This is a genomic window from Nocardiopsis sp. iso_237 (assembly GCF_056173345.1).
On sequence record NZ_CM149669.1, the window covers coordinates 1845891 to 1871263 of the forward strand.

A 25373-nucleotide genomic window follows, 5' to 3' on the forward strand; every position below is an offset into this window, starting at 1 on the left:
ATCGAGGCGCCGGACGGGCGCGCCGTTCTAGTCTGGAGGCCGGTCAGGACACGAAAGGGGGGAGGGGTACATGGAGCCGAGTCGCCGCAGCCGCCGCGACCTCGTGGTGGACATCCTCCTCGTGGTGTCCGCGGGCGCCTTCGGGTTGATGGGCTACGCCTCCTACGCCACGGACCTGCATCCGACCGACCGGGTGCCCTCCTGGGTCCTCTGGCTGGACCTGGCCTGCCTCCCGCCGGCCTGCGCCGCCCTCTGGTGGCGTCGCGACCACCCGTTGGCCGTGGCGATGGTCGTCGTCCTGCTCGCCTCGTTCTCCACCTCGGTGATCGGCGCGCTGACGGTGTCCATCATCGGGCTGGCCGTCTACCGCCCCCTGCCACAGGCCGTGCTGGGGGCCTTCCTGGCCGTGGTCCTCGGCCTGCCCTGGGTCGCGCTGGTGCCCGACACCACCGGCGACTCCGTCGTCACCGCGATCGTCATCCTGGTGTTGATGAGCGCCTACGTGGCGTGGGGTGCGGCCATCCGCTCCCGCAGGCGGCTGGTCGAGCGGTTGCGGGAGGACGTGCGCCGCGAACGCGAACTGAGGGAGGAACGGTTGGCCGCCGCCCGGGTGGACGAACGTCGCCGGATCGCCCGCGAGATGCACGACGTGGTCGCCCACCGCATGTCCCTGCTGTCCGTGCACGCCGGGGCGCTGGCCTACCGCACCGAACGGGCCGAGACCGGGGAGGCCACGCCGCTCAGGGCCTCGGAGGTGGGTGCGGCGGTCCGGGTGATCCGCGACAACGCGCACCGGGTGCTGGACGAACTCAGCGAGATCCTCACCGTGCTGCGCACGGGTGACCTGTCCGGGGAGGAAGAGGAGCCCCGCCAGCCCCGGCTCGCCGACGTGACCCGTCTGGTGACGGAGGCGGTCGACGCGGGGGAGAAGGTCACCTACACCTCTGACCTGCCCGAGGGGGCCGAGCCGCGTGACCAGGTGCGACGCACCGCCTACCGCGTGGTGCAGGAGGGGCTGACCAACACCCGGAAGCACGCGCCGGGCGCGAAGGTGTCGGTCACGGTGACCGGCTCTCCCGGACGCGAGCTGGTGATCGTGGTCAGCAACGTGCTGCCGATCGGCAGGGCCGCCAGCGAGATCCCCGGAGCCGGGGCGGGGCTGGTGGGCCTGGCTGAACGCGTACACCTGGACGGGGGACACCTGAGACACGGTCCCTCCCGGGGCCGGTTCCAACTGACCGCCGTGTTGCCCTGGCAGGTGGAGCAGCCCGCTGAGTCCGCCGAGGAACACAGCCGAAAGGTGCCATAGTGGAGGCCGTGAACACTCCGGTCCGGGTCCTGCTCGTGGACGATGACGCCCTGGTACGCGCCGGTCTGCGCCTGATGCTCTCCGGAGGCGGCGACATCGAGGTCGTGGGTGAGGCCGAGGACGGCTCCCAGGTGGCGGCCGCCGTGGCCGAGCACCGCCCGGACGTGGTCCTCATGGACGTGCGTATGCCGGAGGTCGACGGAATCGCCGCCACCGCGCGGCTGAGATCGGGCTCGGCAGGAGGGGCGGGACCGGTTCCCGGGCCGCAGGTACTGGTGCTCACCACCTTCGACGCCGACGCCACCGTGGTGCGGGCCCTGCGCGCGGGAGCCGCCGGATACCTGCTCAAGCACACCGATCCGGCGCGGATCGTCGAGGCGGTGCGCCGCGCCGCCCTGGGGGAGCCGGTGTTGTCCCCGAGCGTGGCCCGCGCGCTGATGGACCGGGTGGCCGGAGCCGACCCGGTGGAGCGTTCCGAGGCGCCCACACACCGCGACCGCGCCCGGGCCAGGCTGGCCCTGCTCACCGAACGGGAGCGGGACGTGGCCGAGGCCGTGACCGAGGGGCTGTCCAACACGGAGATCGCGGACCGGCTCCACATGTCCATGGGCACGGTCAAGGCGCACGTGTCGAGCGCGTTGACCAAGCTGGACCTGTCCGGCCGGATTCAGCTGGCGCTGCTCACCCACGACGCCCGCGACCGGGAGGACTGAGGGGCCGGGGGTTGGCCGGGTGGTGGGGGCCGAGCCCGTTGCTGACCGGACTGGTCGTGCCCTGCCCCTGGTCCTGCCGCCCCGTGATGCCCGGGGCCGGAGACCGTTGCGGGTTCGGTCGAGATCATGGTGCGGAACGGGTTGGGGGTCAGGTCGTGGCGGCGGTGGCCATGGCGGCGGCGAGCGCGTCGCACTCGTGCTCGCCGGGGAGAGGCTGACCGGTGGCCAGGCGGGTCATGAGCATCCCGGAGAGCAGGTCCGCCACCAGTCGGGCCCGGCCGGTTCCGGGGAGTTCTCCGCGTTCCACGGCGCGCTCAAGCAGCGCGGTGACCAGATCCAGACGCCGGTCGAGCAGGGTGCGGATGATGACCGCTCCCGCCTGCTCCCGCAGCGCGGCCACGAGGGCGTGCCGGGCCAGGGCCTGGGTGGCGGGCTCCTCGAACACCCGGTGGACGGCGCGCACGGCGAGGGTGAGGTCACCGAGGAGCGAACCGGTGTCGGGGACCTCGATCCGGTCGATGGTGATCTGCTCGGCGGCGGCCAGGATCAGTTCCTGCTTGGTGGAGTAGCGGCGGAACACGCTGGTGCGCCCCACCCCGGCGTGCTGGGCGACCTCGTCGAAGGTCAGGTCGAACCCGCGCTCCGGAAGCAGTTCCACCGTGGCCCGCCGGATGGCCTCGTCCACGGCCGGGTCGGGGCGACGGCCACCTCGTCCCTTGCGCATTTCCTCTCCCGGACTCTTGACTGTGGTTCAGGTACTCGTAGTATCGGTACTAGGAGTTCCGGTATTGAGAGTACCGTTGAATCGCCGTAAGGAGAAGCGGCATGAGCGTCATCGTCGTCGGGGCCGGGCCCACCGGCCTCATGCTCGCGGGGGACCTCGCGGAGGCCGGGACGGACGTCACCGTTCTGGAAAAGCGCGCCGAGGAGTCCAACCTGACCCGCGCCTTCGCTCTGCACGCGCGCACCCTCGAACTCTTCGACATGCGCGGGATCGCTGACGAGATCGTCGACCAGGGCTTCCCGGTGTCCCAGGTCCGCGTCACCATGGGCGGTCGGGAGGTCGTCCTGGACCTGCACCACCCCGAGAGCCAGTTCAAGTACGTGCTCACCGTCGCCCAGGCCCGGACCGAGACCCTTCTCCAACGCCGCGCCGAACGCCTGGGGGTCCGGATCAGGAGGGGTGCGGAGGTCGTCGGGCTCGACCAGGACGAGGACGGGGTCACCCTCACCGTCCGCTCCCAGGAGGGCCCGTCCACCGAACGCGCCTCCTACGTCGTGGGTACCGACGGGGCGCACAGTGCGGTCCGTTCGCTGATCGGGGTGGGGTTCAGCGGGCGCAGCTACGACACGCACATCATGCTGGCCGACGTCCGCCCGGACCAGGATCTGCCCCGCGCGATCAGCCCCTACGTGGCCGCCGACGGCCTCGCGCTGCTGCCTCCCTACGGGGACGGCTGGTACCGGGCCATCGTCTGGGACCGGAGCCACGAGGACGTGCCCCTCGACCAGCCCGTCAGCAAGGAGGAGCTCAACGACTCCCTGGGACGGATCACCGACGGAGAGGTCAGCGTCGCCGAGGTGAGCTGGTCCACCCGCTTCCTCAGCGAACGCCGTCAGGCGGACCACTACCGCGTGGGCCGGGTCCTGCTTGCCGGGGACGCCGCGCACGTGCACTCCCCGATGGGCGCCATGGGGATGAACACCGGCATCCAGGACGCCGCCAACCTGGCCTGGAAGCTGGTCGCCCAGGAGCGGGGGTGGGCACCCAGCTGGCTGCTCGACACCTACGAGGACGAACGCCATCCGGTGGGCCGCCAGACCCTGCGCGTCACCGACTTCATGCAGCGCATGGCGGTGGCTCCCGGCCTGGTCCGCGCGATCCGGCCCCATCTGGTCCCCCGTCTGGTCCGGGTCCGCCGGGTGTCCACGGCGATGCGCCGACTGGTCTCCGGCCTGAGCGTGCGCTACGACCGGCCGGAGCGGGTGGACGACTCCCCCTCCGTGGGCCGACGCGTTGACGACCTTCCACTGGTCCACGAGGGGGAGACCACACGGTTGTACGAGCTGGTGGATCCCACCCGGTTCACCCTGGTGGACACCACCCGGGTGGGGGCCTCGGCCGAGGCCGCCAAGCCCTGGGCCGACCGCGTGCTGGTCCTGCGGGTCGGGGGCGACCTGCCGGAGGGGGCGGACGCGCTCCTCGTCCGCCCCGACGGCTACGCCGCCTGGAGCGCCGAACGCCCCTCCGCCGAACAGGTGCGTACGGCCCTCACCGAGTGGACCGGTACCGCCTGAGCCTCAGGCGGGGGCTTCCGGCTCCCGCACGACGCGGCGCGACATCCGCAGGAACGAGAACCACTGTGCCACCACCAGGAACGCGGTGGCCCCCGCGTTCGCGCCCCACAGCGAGGTCAGGCCACCGTGCTCCACCAGGGGCACCGAGGCCACCACGAGCGTTCCGTAGCCGAGGGCGAACGCGTACATGGCGGGCCGGGTGTCCTTGAGCCCCAACAACCCCGAGTTGGGCGCCGACTGGAGGGCGTCGAAGGTGCCCACGAGGCACAGCAGAGGGACGAGGGCGACCACCCCGGCGTGCACCCCGGGGTCGTCGGTGAACAGCCACACCAGAGGACCCGCCGCCCACCACAGCAGCGCCCCGCTGACCAGCATCACCGGGAGCGAGACCAGGTAGCTCGACAGGACCGTGCGCACCACCAGGGCCCGATCCCGGGCCCCGGCCGCCCGCACGGTGAACGGGACGGTGGCCTGGCCCACGCCGACGAAGGAGATGAAGGCCATCCCCACGAGCACCACGGCGACCTGGTGGACGGCGGCCTCCTCGGGGCCGATCCGGGCGACCACGACGGCCAGGACACTCAGCGATCCCGACTTGATCAGCAGCGTCGAACCCGTCGGCAGTCCGACCTTCGCCATCCGGCCGATCCCCGCCCACCGGGGGGCGCCGAACCCGATCCGGTGCCCGCGCAGGATCGTCCCGCGCCTGACCACCGCGAAGTTCAGGCCCACGGTCACCACGTTCATCACGAGCATGGACGCCCCCGCGCCGAACAGTCCCAGAGCCGGGAAGGGGCCCAGCCCGAGCACCAGAGCCGGGGTCGCCACCAACGAGACGGCCACGGCGACCAGGGACAGCGCCAGCACCGCTCGGGTGTGCCCCAACCCGACCAGCAGCACGGTGGTCGCGTTCTTGACCGCCGCCAGGACCACGTACCCGGCCATGAGCAGCGGGTAGAACCCGAGTACCGCCACGGTGGGCTCGGCCACCCCGACCAGGCGCGCGCCCATGGGAACGGCGAGGATCAGCAGTCCGCCCACGATCCCCAGGAACAGGCTGAGCCACAGGCTGTCACGGAGCACCGGAGCCAACGCCCGGGGGGAGTCCTCGTTCTCCGTGAAGAAGGGCATGGAGCCCCGCAGGGTGCCGTGCACGACCATGATCATCGGGTTGAACACGGCGATCACCAGCGCGTACGCGGCCAGCTCAACGGTGCCTGTGTTGCCCAGCACCGCGGCGGTGACCGCGCTCCCGACGAGGGTGGACAGCATGGAAAGGTAGAGCGGCAGGGCCTTGCCCGCGATCCGCCGGGCGATCGGCCCCGGGCGCTGGGGCAGGTCCGCCGGGGTGGAGGGGGGTTCGGGAACGCGGGTCCGGTCGGTGCGTGCTGACATGCGCGGGGAGGACTCCTCAGGGGGTTGGGCCCTGTCCGGAGGGACGGGGTCGTAGCATCTGGCTTGACAGCGTGTCCGATGACGAGGGGACGGTTCTCATGTCCGAAAAGCGCGTGGTGTGGGCGAAGAAGCTGCCGGAGGTCTACAAGAAGCTCGACGAGATCGACCTGGTCATCGCGGGCCACCTGGACGTCAAGCTGCTCGAACTGATCAAGCTCCGGGCCTCCGTCCTCAACGGCTGCGCCTTCTGCGTGGACCTTCATACCCAGAAGGCGCTCAAGGAGGGCGAGTCCCAGCAGCGGCTCTTCCTGGTCTCCACCTGGTACGAGGCCGGTGAGCGGTTCACCGAGCGCGAGCGCGCCGCCCTCGCCCTCACCGACGAGATGACCGAACTCGGCGGCACCGGGGTGTCCGACGAGGCCTACGAGTCGGCCGCCGAGTTCTTCGACGAGACCGAGCTCGCCGCGCTGATGTCCGCCATCGCCATGATCAACCTCTACAACCGGCTCGCGGTCACCAGCCAGCTGCACCCCAAGGAGCGCTAGGGAGTGTTCTCCGTTCCCTGCCGGGCCAAACGCCCGGCGGGGAGCTCCCTCAGGTGGCCCGTGAACGGACGCCGTAGGCGAAGGCGGCCAGAACCAGCGCGGACAGGTCCGCGCGTGCCGCCTCGTCCGTGAGCACCTGGGGAACCACTGTGCGCAGACCTCCAAGGGCCAGGGTGGCCAGTGCCCGCCTGGCGCGATCGGAGGGCCCGGCCAGCTCCCGCCCGGTGAGCGGGGCCCACACGGCCGTGGCGGTCGCGGCCAGCCACAGTTCGTGCGGTAGACCGAACCCGAGCCCGCCCTCCAGCCGCCGCCCCGGCTCCGTGGTCAGCCAGGTGTCCAACTCACGGACCAGGTCGGCGTGGGGCAGGCCCCGTTCGGCCAGGGCCGCGCGTACGTGTCCCCGGTGGCCCAGGTGTCTTCGCCGGTCCGTGTCCCAGTGGACGGCCGACGCCCGGGCCCTGCGCCAGCTCACGAAGGGCACCAGCGCGGGGGAGCGGAGCACCCGTGTGTCGGGCGCGGGATCCGTTTCCTCCCGGAGCAGGACCGACCGGCGCACGCCCATCCGGTGGCCGTTGCCGACCAGACTGAGGTCGCCGTCGTGTTCCACCAGGTTGGGCACGGTGACCAGGGCCGTGCGCCCGGTGCGCTCCAGGTACCGGGCCAGCGCCTCGTCGTCGGGCTCCTCCTCCCGCCCCCGCGGGTCGACGGTGGCCACCAGCTCACGGGCCACCGGGGCGGGCAGCAGGAACCCGACCGTGGGCACGTACTGGTCCACGCACTCCGCCAGCCCGTAGCCGCCCAGGGCCGCCCAGCGGGCCGAGGTCGCGGTGGCCGACCCCCATTCGCAGAACAGGCTGAGCGGTTGGTCCGGGTGTGCGCTGACCAGGGCGGACAAGGCCTCGTACAGCCCCGGCCGGGGTTCTGCGTCGTCCTGGAGGACCAGGTGGTGGGTGGCCCCGTCCGGCAGGGCGGACCAGGCCGCGAGTGAGGTCCGCAGGGTGGAGGGCGCCCCCTCGGGTACTGGGTCCACGACCACGGTGGGGGAGAGTTCGGGCAGGCTCCGGGCGAGTGCGCGGGCGGCGTCGGCGCGGCGGGGGTGGGTCATCACCGCGCAGGAGATGCGTACGGTCACAGGGCCTCCTTCGGCGCGGGGCAGTACTCGGCGCCGAACTCCAGGGCGTCCAGGGTCAGGTCGACCACCGCTGACCGGTGTTCCGCCAGGGCGGCGACGTCGACCAGGGCGCGAAGGGCTCCCGGGACCAGCGTGGCCAGCGAGCCCTCCACCGCCGTCTCCGCGCGTCTGTCGCGCAGCCCGCCGACCACCCCGGGCCAGCGGCCCTCCAGCACGGCGCCGTTGGCCACCGCCGTGCGCCAGACCGAGCCCAGGTGCGGCTCCGGAACCAGCCGCGTCCACGGGCCCGTTCCGGCGCTGGCGGCCAGCGCGGCCGCCGTCCGTCCCTCGTCGGCGCCCCAGGCGGCCAGGGCACGGGACAGCGGCACGTGGGACTCCGGGACGTCGTGGTCGAGGTCGATGAGGGAGGTCTCCCCGTTGGTCCAGTTCAGGTGGGGGAGCGTGCGCGGCGGTTCCAGGACCGAGGCGACGGGGGCCGCCACCGGCTCGGCGGCGAAGCACACCGAACGGCGCGCCCCGTGCCCGGAGTTCCCGACCAGGCTGGGCAGTTCCTCGTGTTCCACCGGGGTGGGCACCGCGACCAGCGCTCGCGTCCCGGTGCGCCGGACGAAGCGGAGCACCTCCCGGTCGTCGGGCTCCCCGTCCACGCCCTCGTCCGCCAGGAACCGGGCCAGTTCGACGGAGAGCGCGGAGGGCAGCGCCAACGCCACCGTGGGCACGTAGGGGTTGACCACCGGAACGGTCCCGGCCCCGGTGAACACCGCCCAGCGGGCCAGGGTCGCCGTGCGCGACCCCCACTCGACGAAGAACGACACCGCGGCTCCCGGGTGGGCGCCCAGGGTGTGTTCCACGGTTCTCGCGAAGCCCTCGGCCAGCCGAACGTCGTCCTGGAGGACCAGGTGGTGGGTGGTGTCGTACCGCGCGGCGGCGCCGAAGGCGACCCGGGCGCTGCGCAGCGCGGTGGGCGGGCCGTCCGGTTCGGGGTCCGGGGCCAGCCCGGTGAGCGCGAGGCCGGTGTGCTGGGCGACCCCCCTCGCGGACTCGGTCCGGGAGGGATGGGACATCACGGAGGCGGACACACGGACACGCGGGTGGGGGGTGTGCATGCCTTCCATCCTAGGTTCCGGGGGGTGCGGGAACCCGGTTGTCCACAGGGCTTCCCGGGCTACGCGTGGACCCCTGGGCCGGTACTTCCCCACCCTTATCGACGGATCCGTGCTGGGCGCGCGGCCGGGGCGGATCGTGCTCGACGAGGTGTCGGACCTGCCCCGGGTGGAGGAACCGGGTGAGCATCCGGACTTCACGACGACCCGGGACCGGAGCGCGGACGCCGTGCGCGTCGCGGCCCGGTGACACGACGCGCCCCCGCCCCGAACCTGCGGGGCGGGGGCGGCGGAAGGCGCGGCGGATCAGCCGGTCGACTGCTGACGGCCCTGTTCCGGCGACGAGGTCGGTCGGGGCGCGGCGTGCGGACGTTCGTGGGCGGCGCGGTACCCGGCCCGGTAGCTGGCGTCCCGGGAACGTTCGGACTCCTCGTCGCTGACCGCGATGGGCCAGCCGGCGGTCAGACCGTAGATCACCAGGATGTCGATGGCGATGACCACCACCGACCACAGCGGCATCGCGATCAGGAAGGCCAGCTGGGCGACGGCGTTCAGGGCGGCCAGGACGATGGAGAAGGCCCGCGCCCAGGTGCTGCCGGACAGGACCGCGAGACCGGCGACGACGAGCACCGCGCCCCAGAGGCCGAGCAGGACACCCCAGGCGCCGTACTCCATGATGAGCATCTGGGTCTCGGTGGCGACGAAGAACTCCGGGGTGAACATCGCCGCGAGGCCCTGGATCCCGTTGATGACCCCGGTCACGATGAGCAGCGTGGCGACGAAGAACTGCCAACCGTTGGCCTGTGTCCGCATGGGTGCTCCTCTGCCGGTCGCCCAGGAGTCTGACGGGGGCGACCTCTCTGGTGTCACGAGCAGGCGGATACCAGCTCCGCCCCTTCATCATCGACCACGGCGCGTAAGGGGCACGGAACCGGTTCCTCCGGATCGGGCAAAGCCGGGGCGTCACCCGCGTCGGAGCGCCGCACTCTGATTCGTTTTTACGTAACAACGTAGAATCGTGTAGCGTGGGCGCGTGCCAGAACCCACCCCAGACCACGCCCCCCACGCCAGCACGGAGGAGCGCCTCGCGGCCCTGGAGGCCCGGGTAGCCGAGCTGGAGCGGCCCGGTCGCGCGGACACCGCAGCCGCCGGGACCAACTACGCCGAGCACTTCTTCGTCCTGGAGGCCCTCAAGGAACGCGGCGGAGACGACGGAGCGATCGTCTTCGCGGGCGTCGTCCCCGTCGAGGGCGCACCGGAACCCGTCCAGTGGCAGTACGGGAGCTCCGTCGAGGACATCGAGAACCTCGACTGGTCCGCGCTGGCCGGGAACCTGGACGCTCTCGGCCACCCCGTCCGGCTCAGCATCCTGCACGCGGTCCACTCCGGCGCCTCCACCGTCGCCGGGCTGAAGGAGCGCGCGGAGTTCGGGACCAGCGGCCAGATCTACCACCACGTGAACCTGCTGGTCGCGGCGGGCTGGCTGGTCACCCGCAAACGCGGCCACTACGCCATCCCGCCGGAGCGGCTGGTCCCGCTGATGGTGGTCCTCACCGCCTCGCGCGGCTGACGAACGGAACGAAGGAAGGAGGGGAGCTCGGGTGCGGAGCAGTACACGGGCCAGGGTGACCGCGGCGGCCGTGGCCGTCGCCGTCCTGGCCGTCGGGTTCGCCGTGCGACCCACGCCCCCGTCGCTCTCCTCGGAGGCCGGCGACGCCGCCCTGGCCGAGCGCGCCCGCCCCCTGCTGGAGGACGCCCCCCGAGCGACGGCGGCCGTCGTGGAGGTCGACGACGGCCGGGTCCGGGAGGCCTACTTCGGCGCGGACGGGACGACCCTCTACGAGATCGGCTCCGTCTCCAAATCCCTGACCGGGCTGCTGCTGGCCGACGCGATCGAGCGCGGTGAGGTGGACCCGGACACCGAACTCGGCACACTGCTGGACCTGGGCGGGGCGCCCGCCGCGTCGGTCACCCTCAGCGAGCTCTCCTCGCACCGCTCGGGACTCCCCAGGAACCCTCCGGGAGTGCTGACCTCGGCCACCATGTTCCTGGACAACCTCCGCAACCGCGATCCCTACACCGGTGACGTCGACGCCCTGGTCGGGAGCGCCGCCAGGGCCGACCTCACGGACCCGGGCCGGTTCGCCTACTCCAACCTCGGCGCCGCGCTGCTCGGCCAGGCCCTCGCGGCGTCCTCCGGAACCGACTACGAGACCCTTCTCCGACAACGCCTCCTCGACCCGCTCGGGATGGGGCGCACGGTCGTCCCCGCCTCTCCCGACGACGTGCCCGCCGAGGCGGCCGTCGGGCACGGCACCAACGGGCGACCCTTCGCCCCCTCGGCCAACGCCGCCTGGGCCCCCATGGGCGGCGTGCACTCCACCGGCGGAGACATGGGACTCCTGGCCCGCGCCCTGTTGGAGGGGGAGGCGCCGGGTGCCGGTGCCCTGGAACCCCGCTGGGACGACGGTCAGGGAGACGGGGTCGGCCTGGGCTGGTTCGTCACCGACCACGACGGCACCGAGGTGACCTGGCACAACGGCATGACCGGTGGGTTCGCGGCCATGGTCGCCCTGGACCGCGAGGGCGGGCGCGCCGTGGTCGTGCTGGCGGACGGCCCCGCGGGCGTGGACTCGGTCGCCCTCGACCTGTTGTTGGAGGAGGAGTGAACGACACCCTGGTCGCCCTCGTCGTGTGGGTGGTGCTGACCCTGTTCGCCGCCTCGCTCACCTGGGAGATGGTGCGGTCCGCGCGCGGCGCGGAGGGTGAGCACGCCTTTCCCGACCGCGGAGGCGTGGTCCGGCGGTCCGCGGGCGTGGTCCTGTTGACCGCGTACATCCTGCTCGCGGTGGGGTGGCTGCACCTCCCGGCGGTCCTGTGGTGGGTCAACGCGGCCCTGGCCGCGACCGCCCTGGGAGCGGGCGCGGCGCGCTGGCACGCCCTGCCGTGGAGCGCGGCGGAGGGCGGTGGGCGCGGGCGCTGGACCGGCGCCGCGTTCACCGTGGGCCTGACCGTCGCCCTGGTCCTCCTCCTGGCCTTCTGAGGGATCCGGTCCCCGGCCCCGGCCGAGGCCTGTCGGCGGCGCGTTCCCCACGGGACGAACGGTGGCGCACGGGATCCTTCGCCCCTCTCCACCCTTTCCGAGACGGGAAAGAACAAAGGGTACGAGTCTCGCTTTCCGTGCGAACGCGGTAATGCGGAAATGTCCATCAAGGAGGAATTGTCCAACAGGTCCTTTCTGGGCCTTCGGGCTGTCAGAGGGCCCCGCTTGTGGAAAACTCCCCGCGCCCAGCGGGGGTGGACTAACGTGAAATCCATCCGCCGCTCCGGGTCATCCGGGGTGAAATCCACTGCACGTGACACGGGCGGGTGCGACGGCAACGAATCCGCCACCCGCACGGAAAGCCGCGAGGAACCCATTCATGGCAGTACACCTGTCCGACCGGAAACGCCCTCTCCCGCGCCCCGGCCAACAGGCACTCGTCGCTCTCCTGGCCGCCTCCGCCCTGACCGCCCCGGCATGGTCCTGGACGGTGATCGAGAGTCCCGAACCGGCCCGACCGGTGATCGCCCTCGTCGGCGGCCTGGCCGCGCTGCTGCTGTGCGCCGCCGTGGCCACCGCCGTCTACCACGCCGCCGTGGCGCGCGTCGCCCGCGCGCACGGCACCAGGGTCAGTTCGGGCGCGCGCACCCTGGAGGAGGAGGCGGGATGGGTCGTCGACGCCCTCCTGCCCGCCCTCACCCACGCCGCCCGTGAGGGCAGGCCCCTGCAACGGGTGCTCGCCGACCAACCCCGGCCCACGCACCCCACGGTCGACCGCCTCGCCCACGCCCTCACCACCCAGCTCACCGACGCCGAGCGCCGCGCCACCGAGGCCCGTACCGCGCGCACGGCGATCGAGAACGAGGTCACCGACCTCGCGGACGCCACCCTGCCGTTCATCGTGCACCGCGTCCGCGAGGACCGCACCATCGCGGAGGAGGTCCTCGCCCAGGAGCTCCGTGAGGTTCACCCGGCCGTGGCCCACCTGCGCACCCGCCTGATCGAGGAGTTCGTGGTCTCCGAACGCCGCAGCGCCACCGCGCTGATCTCGGCGGCCAACATCGGCGGGCGCGTCCAGGCCCACCTCACCACCCTGCTCGCCCAGCTCCGAGACCTGGAGTTCCGCTACGGAGACCGCTCGGACGTGTTCAACGACCTCCTGCTGGTCGACCACAACGTCTCCCGCACCGGCCGCCTCGCGGACGCGTTCGTGACCCTCGCCCGGGGCCGCTCCGGGCGCCGCTGGAACCGTCCCATCGGCATGGAGAGCATCCTGCGCGGGGCCCAGGGCCGCATCACGGCCTACCGCCGGGTCCGCCTGCACTACACGCACCGGTCGGCGGTGGTCGGCTACGCGGCGGAGGGGGTCATCCAGGTGCTCGCGGAGCTCATGGACAACGCCGCCAACTTCTCCGCGAACGGCACCGACGTCAACGTCTACGCGCAGGAGGAGGACAGCGGGGTCACCATCACCGTCGAAGACAGCGGCCGGGGCCTGCGCCAGCGGGAGCGCCGGGCGGCCGAGAACTACATCGACGAACCCCGCACCCTGGCCACCCTCCCGGGCCTGCGCATGGGGCTGGCCGTGGTGGGCGCCCTGGCGGACAAGTACGACCTCCAGGTGAGCTTCCGGCCCTCCGCGCGCGGCGGCACCGGAGTGGTCGTGCTCATCCCGCCCAACCTCGTCACCGCGTACGAGATGCCGCTGCCGCCCCGACTCCAGAAGGAGAGGGAGGAGGAGCTCGCGCGGGAGGCGGAACTGGCCAGGGAGGCCGACCTCGCGCGGCGGCCCGACCTCGCGGCCCCGGCCCCGGTGAACGGAACGCCCGGTTCGGTCGTCCGCGACGCCCACTCGACTCCGCTCGACCGGACGCCCGAGCCCCCGGCGCACCGGCCCGCGGCCGGTGACGCTCCCGCCGTCGGTGTCCCCGCTTCGGGTGGCCCGGGGGCCGACGTCCTGGCCGGGGACACCCCGGTGACCGGGATCCCGACACCCGGCGCCCCCGGGGCCGGAACCCGGGTGCCCGGTACCCCGGCGGACGGTACCCCGGCGTCCGGAATTCCGGTGGCGGCCTCCGAGCCCCGGACCGCGACCGAGCCGACCCCGGCCCGTCCGCCGCTGGCCCGACGGATCACCGCCCGCCGCGCGGCGCCCCGGGTCGACCCCCTCTCCGACGCCGTCGACGAGCCCTTCACCGGGACCGACCGGGGAACCGGGCCCGCCTCCGGATCCGGCGGGGACACCGGTCCCGAGCCGGTCTTCGACATGCCGCAGCGGTTCCGGGGCCTGACCCTGGCCCAGGCGGTCCGCGAGAACCCCGAACAGCTCTTCCCCTCCAGGCGCCGGGACTTCGACCCCGAGACACGCAGGGAGCTGCCCACCCGGCTGGCCGCCTTCCGTGACGACGAGGACGACGATCAGGAGAACGGCCCGGGCACCCTCTGGGAGGACGGCCGATGAGCACGGCCCCCGCCCCACACCACGACACACCGAACGAAGAGGAACGGAGGGAGGGGCGCCCGGCGCCGCGGCACAGGGACGACCGCCCCGCGACCCCCATGACGACGACGGACGCCAGCCTCGACTGGCTGTTGGAGGACCTGCGGCACCGGACACCGGGCATCCGCCACGTCCTGGTGCTCTCCAGGGACGGGCTCCGGATGTGCCACACCCGGGAACTGGACGTGGACCGCGCCGACCAGCTCGCCGCCATCTCGGCCGGTGTCCAGAGCCTGTCCCTGAGCGCCTCCGCAGAGTTCGGGGACGGCACCGGATCGGGCCAGGCCATGCTGGAGTACGGCGGCGGGCTCCTGCTCATCATCGGCGCGGGCGAGGGCGCCCACCTGGCCGTCATCGCCGGGTTCGAGGCGAAGGTGGGGGTGGTCGCCCGCCACATGAACCAGCTCGTCGACCGGATCGGCGGGCACCTCACGGCCGGTCCCCGGCGCAGGCCCCACGAGGTGGACCCGTCCCGATGAACACCGCCCCCCGCCGCAGTGCCCCCGCCCAGGGCGCCCCCTCCGGTGCCGAGTCACCGGACCGCTTCTACACGGTCACCTCGGGGCGCGGTGACGCCGACGACCCGGCCATGGACGCCGTCACCCTCGTGGTGGCCGAGTCCGGCCCCGCGCCCGACATGCAGTCCGAGCACGCCAGCATCCTCCGGCTGTGCGCCCGGCCCACCGCCGTGGTGGAGCTCTCGGCGGAGCTCAGGGCTCCGGTGAGCGTCGTGAAGGTGCTGCTCACCGACCTGCTGGACACCGGCGCGGTGGCCGCTCGGCACCCCGTACCCGTACGGTCCCTCCCCTCGCGCGGAGGACCCCGGCACGACCCCGAGACCCTGAAGCAGGTGCTCCTTGCCCTTCAACGACTCTGACGCCCACGGACGGACGGCCACCACGCCGCTGACGTCGGTGGGCGCGACCCCCGCGACCCCCGCGACCGCCCCGGAACGCCCCCCGCTGGCCAGCACCGCGAGCCAGGCGCTGAAGATCGTCATCGTCGGCGGGTTCGGCGTGGGGAAGACGACCCTGGTCGGCTCGGTCAGCGAGATGCGCCCGCTGAGCACCGAGGAGGTCATGACGCAGGCCAGCGACGGGGTCGACGACCTCAGCGCGGTCCGCGACAAGCGCACCACCACGGCCGCCTTCGACTTCGGCCGGATCACCATCGACGCCACCCGGGTCCTCTACCTCTTCGGCGCCCCCGGGCAGAAGCGCTTCTGGTTCCTCTGGGAACAGATCTTCACCGGCAGCCTCGGCGCGGTCGTCCTCGTCGACACCGCCCGGGTGGAGGACTCCTGGTACGCCATCGACCGGCTCGAACACCACCACACCCCGTTCGTCGTGGCGGTCAACCGGTTCGGGCCGGGACCGAACCTGCACGACGTGCGCAACGCCCTGGACCTGTCCAACGACGTCCCCCTGCTGGAGTGTGACGCCCGCCGCCGCGAGTCCAGCCGCGACGTCCTGGTCACCCTCGTCCGCCATCTGTCCCGGCACCGCCCGCCCATGTCCGCACCGGAGAGGTCATCGTGAACAACAACGTGGGAGCCCCGGGGGCGGTCGTGCCCCCGGCCGCCCGAGGGCCCGCGCCCCTGTCGCCCGAGCACGAGTACGCCATGCGCTTCTACGGGCCCGACATCGCCTGCGACCCGGTGGCGCTCTACGAGGAGATGCGCCGCCACTACGGCCCGGTCGCACCCATCCTCCTCGACGGCGACATCCCCGCGTGGTTCGTCCTCGGCTACCGGGAACTGCACCACGTCTCCGACCGGCCCGAGTGGTTCGCCCGCGACTGCCGCCGCTGGAACATGTGGGACCACATCGACGACGCCTGGCCACTGATGCCGTACGTGATGTGGACCCCCTCGGTGATGTTCGCGGAGGGGGCCGAACACCAGCGGCGCGCGGGGGCGATCGGTGACGCCCTGGACGCCACGGACCGCGCCGACCTGCGCACCCTGTGCGAGCAGGTCTCGGACGGCCTGATCGACCACTTCGCCGGGGACGGTGAGGCCGACCTCGTCAGCCAATACGCGCACCACATTCCGGCGGGGGTGATCGCCCGGCTGTACGGGCTGCCGCAGCAGGAGGTCCCTGAGCTGGTGCGGGACATCCTCGTCTCCCTCGACGTCACCGCCGACGCGGGTCAGGCCCACCAGCGGGTACAGGAGCGGATGCGGCGGATCGTCGGCGAGCGCAGGTCCCATCCGCGCGACGACATCCCCTCGCGGCTGCTGCTCCACCCGGCGGGGCTGACCGACGACGAGGTGGTGATCGACCTCCTGGTGATCATGTCGGCGGCGCAGGCGCCCACCGGCAACTGGATCGGCAACACCCTGCGGCTGATGCTGCTGGACGACCACTTCTCCCTCACCCTCCAGGGCGGGCGCAGCAGTTCCGGTGAGGCGCTCAACGAGGTGCTGTGGAAGAACACCCCCACGCAGAACTTCATCGGCCGGTGGGCGGTGCAGGCCTGTGAACTGGGTGGTCGCCGGATCAAGCGCGGCGACCTGCTGGTGCTCGGCATGGCCGCCGCCAACGCGGACCCCCGGCTCAACACCGGTGACCTGGGGATCTTCGGCAGCAACCGGGCGCAGATGTCGTTCGGGCACGGGGAGCACGGTTGCCCGTTCCCCGCGCCCGAGGTGGCGGAGGTGATCGCCCGCACCGCCGTGGAGACCCTCCTGGACCGGTTGCCGGACGTGCGGATGGGGGTGCCGCCGGACCAGTTGCGGTGGCGGCCGTCCGTGTGGATGCGCGGACTCTACGAACTCCCCGCCCGGTACAGTCCCATCGCCGGTCGGGGCCGACGCCGCGCGGGCTAGCCATGCGCCCCGGACGACCGTCCGCCCACCGGGCACGCGCCGGGGGTCAGCGGGCGCCGGTGGGCCTGGGAACGGGGGAGAACTCCAGGGGCAGTTCGCGCAGGCCCCGGGTGAACAGGCCCTCCTCCACCAGGGTGGCGCCCCCGGCCAGGCGCGCGTCCGGCATGGCGTCGAGCAGGTCGTTGACGGCCACCCGCACCTCCGCCTCGGCCAGCAGCGCGCCCACGCAGAAGTGGCGGCCGAGCGCGAAGGCCAGGTGTTCGGCGGCGGCGGAGAAGGACGTGGCCTCGGAGAGCTCCGGCCGGGAGACGTCGAAGCGGTCCGGGTCCGCGAACTGGTCGGGGTCCCGGTTGGCCGCGCCGATCAGGCAGGTGACGGTGGCCCCGGCGGGCACCGTCCCGCCGCCGACCTCCACGTCACGGCTGGCCTGGCGCATGATCATCTGCACCGGCGGGGTGAGGCGCAGCGACTCCACGAAGGCGCGGGGGACGAGCGACCGGTCCTCGCGGACCGCCGCCAGCTGGTCCGGGTGGGTGACCAGGTTGGCGAACAGGCCGGACAGCGCCTTGTCCGTGGTCTCCCCGCCCGCCGCGAGCAGGAGACTGCAGAAGGCCTTGACCTCCTCGTCGGTCATCCGGGTGCCGTCGACCTCGGCCTGGCAGAGCCGGGAGAGCAGGTCCTCACCGGGCCGTTCCCGGCGTTCGGCGATGATCGGGAGCAGGTACTCCGCGAACTCGTCCCTCGTGCGGAGCCCGTTCTCGGTGACCCCGGGGTCCTGGGTGAGGTTGCCGAGGAAGGCGATGATCGCGGTGTACCAGTCGTGGAAGCGGTCGTGGTGGCTCTGGTCCAGGCCGAGCATGTCCACGATGACGTTGATCGGGAACCGGGTGGCGTACTGGGAGACGAGGTCGACCCGGCCCTCGTCGCGGAAGGCGTCGACGAGGGCGCGGCTGTTGCGCTCGATCACCGGGAGGAAGCGCTCCCGGAGTTCGCGGCCCCGGAAGGCGGGGGCGACCAGTGCCCGTCTGGTCGCGTGGTCGCGCCCGTCCAGTTGGAGGATGGTCCTTCCGTGCACCGGTTCCAGCTGCCAGCCGTAGTTGTCCGTGGAGAAGGCCCCCTCACGGTCCTGGAAGACCCGCCGTACGTCCGCGTACCGGGAGAGGACGTAGCTGGAGGTGGGTGCGTGCCACAGCAGGGGCTCGTGTTCACGCAGCAGGGAGTAGGCGGCGTAGGGGTCGTCGGAGAACTCGGGCGAGAGGAGGTCGGGGATGCTGGGTGCGCTGGTCACGTGATCGGTCTCCCTACGGTGGTGCGGAGGTCCGGAGGAACCCTCACAGTAGGTACGGGTTCCGGCACGATCCACCCCTGTCCTCGTCGTGATGCGATTTCCGGGCGAAAAGGGAGAGAGGTCCGCTTCTCGGGTGTCCGAAACACATCCGAAGAGGGGCGATTCGGCTGTCCGGGAAGGGGGTGGCCGTGGGCGCGCGGGGGCGCGCGGCGGCGGACGGCCCGACCGCGCCGCCGCCTCCACGTCGTTTTGGGGGTCAGGGTGCTAATTTGTCTGGATGGCACTGGGAGAGGCGGTTCTGGCGGCGCTGCTGGAGGGTGAGGCCTCCGGCTACGACCTGGCCAAACGGTTCGACGCCGGGGTCGCGAACTTCTGGTCGACGACCCCGCAGCAGCTCTACCGCGAACTCGAACGCCTGGAGGGCGAGGGCCTGCTCAGCGCCCGCGTCGTCCGGCAGGACCGCAGACCCGACAAACGCCTGTTCACCGTGACCGAGGCCGGGCGCGAGACGCTGCGCTCCTTCAGTCGGCGGCCCGCCCGGCCCACCGCCATCCGCGACGACCTGCTCGTCCGGCTCCAGGCCGTGGACGAGACCGACGTGGACGCGGTGATCAGTGCCGTCGAGGACCGTATGGAGCTCAGCCGCGCCAAGCTCGAACGCTACGACCGCATCGCGGCCCGCATGCTCGACGGCCTCGACGAGGAACGGTACCTGCGCGAGGCCGAGCGGGTCGGTCCCTACCTCACCCTCCAGCGGGGCCGCTCCCATGAGCAGGAGAACCTGCGCTGGGGAGCGAGCACCCTGGCCATCCTCGAACGGCGCCGGGCCGACCGGGCCCCGGGCCGGGACGCCGGGGACGGGCCGTCCGGGACCGGGTGATCGGACCCGGACGACCGCGTCCGGTCAGGACCGCGCCAGCACCTCCACGGTCCCCGCGCCGCCGTCGACCCGCACCACCCGGCGGCGCGGGGCGGGCAGGTCCCGGGGCGCCGCGCGGCGAACCGGGCCAGCGCGGCCTCGCGCTCGTCGTCCCGTCGGCCAGGAGCGCGTCCACGCCCATGCCGCACGCCCTCGACCCGCCGGTCGATCCAGTCGGCGCCCCCTTGACCACGTTCATGACCGGATGATCTTGTGCGGACACGAGATCAACGCCAGGGGTCGGTCCGGCGTCCCCGTCGTGGACGGGGCGCCGGTGGTGGTCGGCTAGTTGAGGAGCCGCTGCCAGTTGGACGGCACCCGCTCGGCCGGGGCGGGAACCGGCTGGTTCAGGGGGTGCGAGGTCGGCGCGGCCAGCTCCGGCCCCTCGCCCGTCTGCTGGGTGCGGAAGTCGTAGAACCACTCCTCGCCGGGCTCGAAGCTCTGGACGATCGGGTGGCCGGTGGCCTCGAAGTGGCGGCTGCCGTGCTGGGCCGGGGAACTGTCGCAGCAGCCCACGTGCCCGCAGGCCGCGCACCGGCGCAGGTGCACCCACCAGCCGTTCCCGGTGAGGCACTCCTGGCAGCCGGTGCCGCTGGGCGGCGTGGTCGGGTCGATCTCGTTGCTCATGTCGTCACGCTAGTCACTGGAGACCGCGCGGACGGTGAACAACGCGCGCCCGGTGACCGCCGGTCCCGGCCGCGCCCGATACCCTCGTCGCCGGTCGCCCCGAACAACGGGCCCGCAGCCCGGGACCCGCACTACCTGGAAGGCACTCCATGAGCGAGGAGCTGTCCGTACGCGTCGACGGTCACGTCGGTGTCCTGGAGATCCACCGCCCGCCGAACAACCACTTCGACCTCGACGTCCTCACGGCGCTCGCGGACGCCGCCGAGGAGCTGGCGGCCGGTGACTGCCGGGCCCTCGTGCTCTGCTCGGAGGGCCGGAACTTCTGCGCCGGGGTGGACTTCGCCTCCGGCGGGGTCGGGGACTCCCCGGTGCGGACGCTCAGCGCCATCTACGGCCAGGGGCTGCGCCTGTACTCGCTGCCGATCCCCGTGATCGCCGCCGTTCAGGGAGCGGCGGTGGGCGGCGGGCTCGGTCTGGCCTGCGCCGCCGACTTCCGGGTGGCCGCCGCCTCCTCCCGGTTCCACGCCAACTTCGGCCTGCTGGGGCTGCACCAGGGGTTCGGCCTGAGCGTCTCCCTGCCACGGATCGTGGGCCAGCAGAAGGCCGCCGACATGTTCTACACCGCCCGCCGGATCACCGGTACCGAGGCGCACGCCATCGGTCTGGCCGACGTCCTCGTGGACGAGGAGCACCTGCGCGAGGAGTCGGTGAGCCAGGCCCGCCGCATCGCCCGGTCCGCTCCGCTCGCGGTGCGCTCGATGAAGGCCACCCTCCGCGCGGACCTGCTCGCCGCACTGCCCTCCGCCCTGGAGCGGGAGATCATCGAACAGACCAGGCTGTTCGACACCAAGGACAACGAGATCGGGGTCACCGCCTCCCTCAACCGCACCGGGCCCGTCTTCACGGGGGAGTGAACCGGAGGGAGTGAGCCGGGCGGGGTTCCGGGCCTGCTCAGGGAACGATCGAGTCGACGTAGCCGCCGTCCACCCGGACGGCGGCGCCGGTCGTCGCGGAGGCCAGCGGGGAGCTCAGGTAGGCCACCATGTTGGCGATCTCCTCGGGCTCGATCAACCGCTGGAGCAGCGACATCGGACGGTGACGGACCATGAACTCGCGCTGGGCCTCATCCCAGGGCAGGTCACGGTCGACCAGCTCGTACACGAAGTCCTCCACCCCGCGGGTGTGGGTGGGCCCGGCGATCACCGAGTTGACGGTCACCCCGGTGCCCGCCGCCTGCTTGGCGAAGCCCCGGGTGACGGCGAGCAGCGCGGTCTTCGAGGCCCCGTAGTGGATCATCTCCGCGGGGATCGCGAGCGCCGAGTCGCTGGCGATGCTGAGCACACGTCCCCAGCCGCGCTCCGTCATCCCCGGCAGGGTGGCGCGGATCAGCCGTACGGCGGAGAGCACGTTGGTCTCGAAGTAGCGCCGCCACTCCTCGTCGCTGATCTCCAGCGCCGGGGCACTTCCGAACACCCCCAGGCTGTTGACCAGGATGTCCACCTCGGGAACGGCGGAGAGCACCGCGTCCGCGCCCTGCTCGGTGGTGACGTCGCCGGGGGCGGGGACCAGGTCCCGGTCCGGGGCCCGACCGGTCAGGGTGTCGATCGCCTCCGCCACCCGCTCCGGGCGGCGTCCGTTCACCGCGACCCGGGCGCCCGCGTCCGCGAGCACGGCCGCGACGGCCATCCCGATCCCCTGGGTCGAACCGGTGACCAGTGCGGTGGTGCCGGAAAGATCGATGCGCATGGGAACACAGTAGAAGGACGGGGCGGACCGGGTCCGCCCCGTCCGGGGTGTGTCGCCAGGGTCAGCTGAGGACCAGCCACAGCAGGCTGACGAGCAGGAAGCCCGACACGCCCAGCACCGTGGTCAGGACGGTCCACGTCCGCAGGCCGTCGGAGACCGACAGCCCGAGGTAGCGGGTCACCACCCAGAACCCGGAGTCGTTGACGTGCGACAGCCCGAGCGCCCCGAAGGCGATGGCCAGCGCGATCAGCGCCACCTGGATCGAGGAGTAGTCGCCGGTCAGCGTCATGTCCGCGAGCAGCCCCGAGGAGGTGAGGATCGCGACCGTCGCGGACCCCTGCGAGACGCGCAGCGCCAGCGAGAGGACGAACCCGAGCAGCAGGATCGGCAGGCCGGTCCCGGCGAGGGTGTCGGCAAGGGCCTCGCCCACCCCGCTCTCGGTGAGCACGCGGGCGAACGCCCCGCCCGCCCCGGTGACCAGGACGACCACGGCCACCGGCGGCAGCGCGGCCTCCATGACCTCACCGATGTGGGAGGTCGACCACCCGCGCCGCACCCCCAGCAGGAAGTACGCGAGCACCAGGGCCACCAGCAGCGCGAAGACCGGGGCGCCCACGAACGACAGCACGGGCAGCAGCGGGTGGTCCTCGGGAAGGACCGCCGCCGAGGTCGTGCCGACCATGATCAGGGCCAGCGGCGTGAGGATCAGACCGAGGACGGTCCACACGCTGGGCGGGGTCTCGGTCCGGCTGAGGGTCCCGGTGGATCCGTTGGCACCGGAGTCGCCGGAACCGGCCCGCCCCGCGTCGCCGTCGGCTCCGCCGCCGAACGCCTCGAACTGAGCACGGGTCGCCGCCAGCATGGGAATCCCACGGCGGGTGAGCCGCTTGGACACGTGGTGCGCGATCACGGCCAGCGGCGTGCAGACGATCAGGCCGAGGATCAGGATCCAACCGATGTCGCCCTCGAGCAGCGCGGCCCCGCCGACGATGCCCGGGTGGGGCGGCACGGAGACGTGCACCGCCAGCATGATCCCGGCCACCGGCAGACCGAACCTGACCGGGTCGACCCCGGCCGCCTTCGCGAACCCGTAGATGATCGGCACGAGGATGATGAAGCCGACGTCGAAGAAGACGGGGACGGCGAGGACCAGCGCGGCCCCGGTGAGGGCGGCGGCGACCCGCTTGGGCCCCAGCCAGCCGGTGAAGCGCCCGGCCAGGCTCTCGGCGCCGCCGGACACCTCGATCATGCGGCCGAGCATCGCGCCCAGGGCCACCAACAGCGCCACCGAACCCAGGGTCCCGCCCATACCGGCGGTGATCGTGGCGATGACGCCGAGCTGTTCGGGTGCGTCGGCGGTGGCCGGGACGGTGACCAGGGGCATGCCCGAAACCAGACCGACGAGGATGCTCACCAGGAGCAGGGCCACGAACGCGTGGACCTTGAAACGGATGATCAGCACCAGCAGCAGCGCGATGCCGCCCGCCGCGATGCCCAGAAGGGTGAGGGCGCCCATGGGTCGCTACTCCTTGTCGGTGGGTTCGGGTGCGACGACACGGATCACGGCGGAGTCGTCGGCGGAGCCCAGCCCCTGGCCCTGCCCCAGCAGGTACAGCTGCTCGGCGGTGGCCGCCAACGGTGTCGCCAGTCCGACGGAGCGGCTCGCGGAGGTCACGATGCCCATGTCCTTGACGAAGATGTCGAGTCGGCTGAGCACCTCGGCGCCCTCCTCCTCGTAGGCCTGGAGCATGCGGGGCCCGCGGTTGCCCAGCATGAACGAACCGGCCGCGCCGGCGCCCAGCGTCTCCAGGGTGGTCCCGGGGTCGAGGCCCAGCGATCGGGCCAGGGCCAGTGCCTCGGCGGCCGCCGCGATGTGCACGCCGCACAGCAGCTGGTTGACGGTCTTGAACGCCTGGCCGTCGCCGGGACGGTCACCGATCACGCTCAGGGTCGAGGCCAGGCGCCGCAGCACCGGGTCGGCGGCCTCCCGCGCCTCGGGGGTGGCACCGACCACGATCAGGAGGTCGCCCTCCCCGGCGCGGACCGGACCCCCGCTGAGCGGGGCGTCCACCAGGAGCAGGCCGCGCGGGGCCAGTTCCTCGGCGGTCGCGGTGACCGTGTCCACCCCGACGGTACTGGTCAGGACCAGGACGGTGCCGGGGGTCAGGGCCTCGACGATGCCGTGTTCACCGAAGAGCACGTCGCGCAGCTGGGCGCCGTCGCGCACCACCAGCACCACGGAGCCGACCCCGGCGACGGCGTCGGCGGCGCGCTCGAAGGGCACCACTCCGGCCTCGGCGGCCAGGTCGCGGCGGGCGGCGGCGATGTCACAGCCGTGGACGGTCATCGTCCCGGCCAGGCGGGCGGCCATCGGCAGGCCCATGGCGCCGAGGCCGATGACGGCGACGCTCGAAACGGGGCTGGTGGTCATGGTCGGACTCCGGTGTTCGTGGCTTCGGTGACGGGGGTGCCGTCTCCGGTGCGGGTGGACAGGGCGCTGAGGCGGTCGACGACCTCGGAGAGCGAGTCGTCGGCGCCGACGTTCCCGGCGAAGACGACGTAGGGGATGCCGGTGGCCGGACCGCCGACCGGCTCCCACAGGGAGACCAGGCCGGGCAGCATCGGGCCGCGCACCAGGGCGCGGTGGATGCCCAGCCCGAGCGAGGCGACGTCGCTGGAGGTGATCCCGCCCTTGGCGACCACGAAGCGAGGCGCGCGGCGGGCGAGGGTGTCGGACACGCAGCGAACGAGGGCGGCCGAGACCTCCCGGGCGATGGCCAGGCTGGCGGCGGGGTCGTCGCTCTGGCGCAGCAGCCGCGAGGTGTGCAGGATGACGTCGTGGTCGGCCAGGCCCCCGACGATCGCGTCGACGGTGCGGGCCACGGCGGCCTCGCGGGCGGACGGGTCGAGGACGTCGTCCACGTCGAGTTCGATCACGCGGGCACCGGGGTGCCGGTCCACCAGGACGGCGAGCTGGCGGGTGGTGAGAGCGACATGGGAGCCGACCACCACGAGTCCGCCGGGGGCGTCCGCGCCGGTCCGGATCTCGTCCTCGCCCAGGGGTGCCCGGGCCTCCAGGCCGATGCGGGCGCGCACGAACGGCGGGCCGACCCGGTAGACGAACCTGCGGCCCCGGCGTTCGGCGGCGATGAGGGCCAGGGAGAGGACGCGCAGGTCCTCCTCCGACTCGGCGTCCACCACCACGGGAGCGGCGTCGCGCTGGTCCAGGAGACGGGCGGTGACGGCGTCGGTGTCCCCTCCGCGCAGCAGGGCGAGGTCGATGACGGTGACCTCGCCGGCGGGTACGGCGCCCCCGGTCTTCTCCTCGACCCAGGCCCGGAGGTCGGAGCTGCGGTAGCCGAAGGTGGCGTCGCGGGCGAACTCGGTCTCCGCGACGGGGGTGAACTCCGTGCCCGAGCGCGTGTAGTGGACGCCGCCGACGGTGACGCGTCCGGCGTCGGGGAAGGCCGGGACGATGACGACGCCGTCGACGCCGGGGTCGCCCAGCTCCTGGAGGGTGGTGTCGATGACCCGGGGTTCGAGCGGGTAGTGGCCGCGCAGGGTGGAGTCTCCCCGGCTGGCGAAGACCAGCGGTCGGTCCCCGGCGGCGGCGCGGGCGTTGCGCACCACCTCGGCGTTGCGGGCCCCGGCCTCGGCCGGGTCCAGGCTGCGGGTGTTGGTGAGGACGTAGACGGCGAGCGTGTCCTGCGCGAACGCCCACCGCAGGTCGTCGACGGACCAGCGGGTGAGCACGGGCAGACCGTGCACCGACTGCGTGCCGGTCGGGTCGTCGTCGAGGACGACGATGACGGAACCGGCGGCGGTGGCCTCCCGCGCCACGGCGGACGCGGAGACGGGGCTCGGTGCCCCGGCGGAGGTGAGGACTTCGTGGGGATCGACCATGGAAACTCCCTTGTAAGACATC

The 25373-nt window shown here is 72.8% G+C and carries 26 protein-coding genes; 15 read left to right on the forward strand and 11 right to left on the reverse strand.

Annotation, left to right across the window (positions count from 1 at the left end; genetic code table 11):
- Positions 1-70 precede the first annotated feature (70 nt).
- Together AC0VYM_RS08325 and AC0VYM_RS08330 are read left to right on the forward strand one after the other, a co-directional pair.
- On the forward strand, positions 71-1309 hold the full coding sequence (locus AC0VYM_RS08325; protein WP_475460720.1) for a sensor histidine kinase: 1239 nt from the start codon (positions 71-73) through the stop codon (positions 1307-1309).
- Positions 1309-2022 carry a response regulator gene (locus AC0VYM_RS08330; RefSeq protein ID WP_475460721.1) on the forward strand — a complete coding sequence of 238 codons (714 nt, stop codon included), beginning with the start codon at positions 1309-1311 and terminating at the stop codon, positions 2020-2022. Before AC0VYM_RS08325 ends, AC0VYM_RS08330 begins: the two co-directional genes overlap by 1 nt.
- A gap of 148 nt (positions 2023-2170) precedes the next feature.
- Here AC0VYM_RS08330 and AC0VYM_RS08335 read toward each other — a convergent pair whose 3' ends face one another.
- Complete coding sequence (locus AC0VYM_RS08335; protein WP_475460722.1) at positions 2171-2746, reverse strand: TetR/AcrR family transcriptional regulator; 576 nt, start codon at positions 2744-2746, stop codon at positions 2171-2173.
- A gap of 101 nt (positions 2747-2847) precedes the next feature.
- Here AC0VYM_RS08335 and AC0VYM_RS08340 point away from each other — a divergent pair, with 101 nt between their 5' ends.
- A complete protein-coding gene (locus AC0VYM_RS08340) occupies positions 2848-4320 on the forward strand; it encodes an FAD-dependent monooxygenase (protein WP_475460723.1) in 1473 nt (490 codons plus the stop codon).
- A 3-nt stretch (positions 4321-4323) separates the two neighbouring features.
- Here the strand turns inward: AC0VYM_RS08340 and AC0VYM_RS08345 are convergent, their stop codons facing one another.
- A complete protein-coding gene (locus AC0VYM_RS08345; protein ID WP_475460724.1) occupies positions 4324-5715 on the reverse strand; it encodes an MATE family efflux transporter in 1392 nt (463 codons plus the stop codon).
- 98 nt (positions 5716-5813) lie between these two features.
- Here AC0VYM_RS08345 and AC0VYM_RS08350 point away from each other — a divergent pair, with 98 nt between their 5' ends.
- On the forward strand, positions 5814-6260 hold the full coding sequence (locus tag AC0VYM_RS08350; protein ID WP_475460725.1) for a carboxymuconolactone decarboxylase family protein: 447 nt from the start codon (positions 5814-5816) through the stop codon (positions 6258-6260).
- A gap of 49 nt (positions 6261-6309) precedes the next feature.
- On the opposite strand, the gene AC0VYM_RS08355 is transcribed toward AC0VYM_RS08350, so the two are convergent.
- Entirely contained in the window at positions 6310-7392 is a 1083-nt protein-coding gene (locus AC0VYM_RS08355) for a hypothetical protein (RefSeq protein WP_475460726.1), read from the reverse strand.
- Complete coding sequence (locus AC0VYM_RS08360) at positions 7389-8498, reverse strand: hypothetical protein (RefSeq protein ID WP_475460727.1); 1110 nt, start codon at positions 8496-8498, stop codon at positions 7389-7391. Before AC0VYM_RS08360 ends, AC0VYM_RS08355 begins: the two co-directional genes overlap by 4 nt.
- Before the next feature lie 109 nt (positions 8499-8607).
- Between AC0VYM_RS08360 and AC0VYM_RS08365 the strand changes: the two genes are divergently transcribed.
- The gene (locus AC0VYM_RS08365; protein ID WP_475460728.1) at positions 8608-8745 is read left to right on the forward strand and encodes a hypothetical protein; all 138 of its coding nucleotides are present in this window, start codon (positions 8608-8610) and stop codon (positions 8743-8745) included.
- Between the two features lie 56 nt (positions 8746-8801).
- Here AC0VYM_RS08365 and AC0VYM_RS08370 read toward each other — a convergent pair whose 3' ends face one another.
- Entirely contained in the window at positions 8802-9308 is a 507-nt protein-coding gene (locus AC0VYM_RS08370; protein ID WP_475460729.1) for a DUF7144 family membrane protein, read from the reverse strand.
- A gap of 220 nt (positions 9309-9528) precedes the next feature.
- On the opposite strand from AC0VYM_RS08370, the gene AC0VYM_RS08375 reads away from it, so the two are divergent.
- The 8 genes from AC0VYM_RS08375 (at position 9529) to AC0VYM_RS08410 (ending at position 16868) form a co-directional block, all read left to right on the forward strand.
- Entirely contained in the window at positions 9529-10065 is a 537-nt protein-coding gene (locus AC0VYM_RS08375; RefSeq protein ID WP_475460730.1) for an ArsR/SmtB family transcription factor, read from the forward strand.
- Between the two features lie 31 nt (positions 10066-10096).
- On the forward strand, positions 10097-11164 hold the full coding sequence (locus AC0VYM_RS08380; RefSeq protein WP_475460731.1) for a serine hydrolase domain-containing protein: 1068 nt from the start codon (positions 10097-10099) through the stop codon (positions 11162-11164).
- Positions 11161-11538 (forward strand): hypothetical protein, encoded by a 378-nt coding sequence (locus AC0VYM_RS08385; RefSeq protein WP_475460732.1) that lies wholly within the window; start codon positions 11161-11163, stop codon positions 11536-11538. Before AC0VYM_RS08380 ends, AC0VYM_RS08385 begins: the two co-directional genes overlap by 4 nt.
- A 379-nt stretch (positions 11539-11917) precedes the next feature.
- Positions 11918-13999 carry an ATP-binding protein gene (locus tag AC0VYM_RS08390; protein WP_475460733.1) on the forward strand — a complete coding sequence of 694 codons (2082 nt, stop codon included), beginning with the start codon at positions 11918-11920 and terminating at the stop codon, positions 13997-13999.
- Positions 14000-14097: 98 nt separating this feature from the next.
- Positions 14098-14517 (forward strand): roadblock/LC7 domain-containing protein, encoded by a 420-nt coding sequence (locus AC0VYM_RS08395; RefSeq protein ID WP_475460734.1) that lies wholly within the window; start codon positions 14098-14100, stop codon positions 14515-14517.
- Positions 14514-14915, forward strand: coding sequence for a DUF742 domain-containing protein (locus tag AC0VYM_RS08400; protein WP_475460735.1), 402 nt, complete (start codon positions 14514-14516; stop codon positions 14913-14915). The genes AC0VYM_RS08395 and AC0VYM_RS08400 overlap by 4 nt, the downstream gene beginning before the upstream one ends.
- Before the next feature lie 37 nt (positions 14916-14952).
- Positions 14953-15576, forward strand: a complete 624-nt coding sequence (locus AC0VYM_RS08405) for a GTP-binding protein (protein WP_475462978.1) — start codon at positions 14953-14955, stop codon at positions 15574-15576.
- Positions 15573-16868, forward strand: a complete 1296-nt coding sequence (locus tag AC0VYM_RS08410; RefSeq protein WP_475460736.1) for a cytochrome P450 — start codon at positions 15573-15575, stop codon at positions 16866-16868. Before AC0VYM_RS08405 ends, AC0VYM_RS08410 begins: the two co-directional genes overlap by 4 nt.
- 46 nt (positions 16869-16914) lie before the next feature.
- On the opposite strand, the gene AC0VYM_RS08415 is transcribed toward AC0VYM_RS08410, so the two are convergent.
- Entirely contained in the window at positions 16915-18156 is a 1242-nt protein-coding gene (locus AC0VYM_RS08415) for a cytochrome P450 (RefSeq protein ID WP_475460737.1), read from the reverse strand.
- A gap of 277 nt (positions 18157-18433) precedes the next feature.
- Between AC0VYM_RS08415 and AC0VYM_RS08420 the strand changes: the two genes are divergently transcribed.
- Entirely contained in the window at positions 18434-19036 is a 603-nt protein-coding gene (locus tag AC0VYM_RS08420) for a PadR family transcriptional regulator (protein ID WP_475460738.1), read from the forward strand.
- A 324-nt stretch (positions 19037-19360) separates the two neighbouring features.
- Here the strand turns inward: AC0VYM_RS08420 and AC0VYM_RS08425 are convergent, their stop codons facing one another.
- Positions 19361-19702 (reverse strand): UBP-type zinc finger domain-containing protein, encoded by a 342-nt coding sequence (locus tag AC0VYM_RS08425; RefSeq protein WP_475460739.1) that lies wholly within the window; start codon positions 19700-19702, stop codon positions 19361-19363.
- Between the two features lie 149 nt (positions 19703-19851).
- Between AC0VYM_RS08425 and AC0VYM_RS08430 the strand changes: the two genes are divergently transcribed.
- Positions 19852-20616 (forward strand): enoyl-CoA hydratase/isomerase family protein, encoded by a 765-nt coding sequence (locus AC0VYM_RS08430; protein WP_475460740.1) that lies wholly within the window; start codon positions 19852-19854, stop codon positions 20614-20616.
- Positions 20617-20653: 37 nt separating this feature from the next.
- Here the strand turns inward: AC0VYM_RS08430 and AC0VYM_RS08435 are convergent, their stop codons facing one another.
- From AC0VYM_RS08435 to AC0VYM_RS08450, 4 genes are all read right to left on the reverse strand, one after another.
- A complete protein-coding gene (locus AC0VYM_RS08435; protein WP_475460741.1) occupies positions 20654-21448 on the reverse strand; it encodes an SDR family NAD(P)-dependent oxidoreductase in 795 nt (264 codons plus the stop codon).
- Between the two features lie 61 nt (positions 21449-21509).
- Positions 21510-22964 carry a GntP family transporter gene (locus AC0VYM_RS08440; protein ID WP_475460742.1) on the reverse strand — a complete coding sequence of 485 codons (1455 nt, stop codon included), beginning with the start codon at positions 22962-22964 and terminating at the stop codon, positions 21510-21512.
- A gap of 6 nt (positions 22965-22970) precedes the next feature.
- Positions 22971-23879, reverse strand: a complete 909-nt coding sequence (locus AC0VYM_RS08445; RefSeq protein ID WP_475460743.1) for an NAD(P)-dependent oxidoreductase — start codon at positions 23877-23879, stop codon at positions 22971-22973.
- Entirely contained in the window at positions 23876-25351 is a 1476-nt protein-coding gene (locus tag AC0VYM_RS08450) for a four-carbon acid sugar kinase family protein (protein WP_475460745.1), read from the reverse strand. The genes AC0VYM_RS08445 and AC0VYM_RS08450 overlap by 4 nt, the downstream gene beginning before the upstream one ends.
- Positions 25352-25373 lie beyond the last annotated feature (22 nt).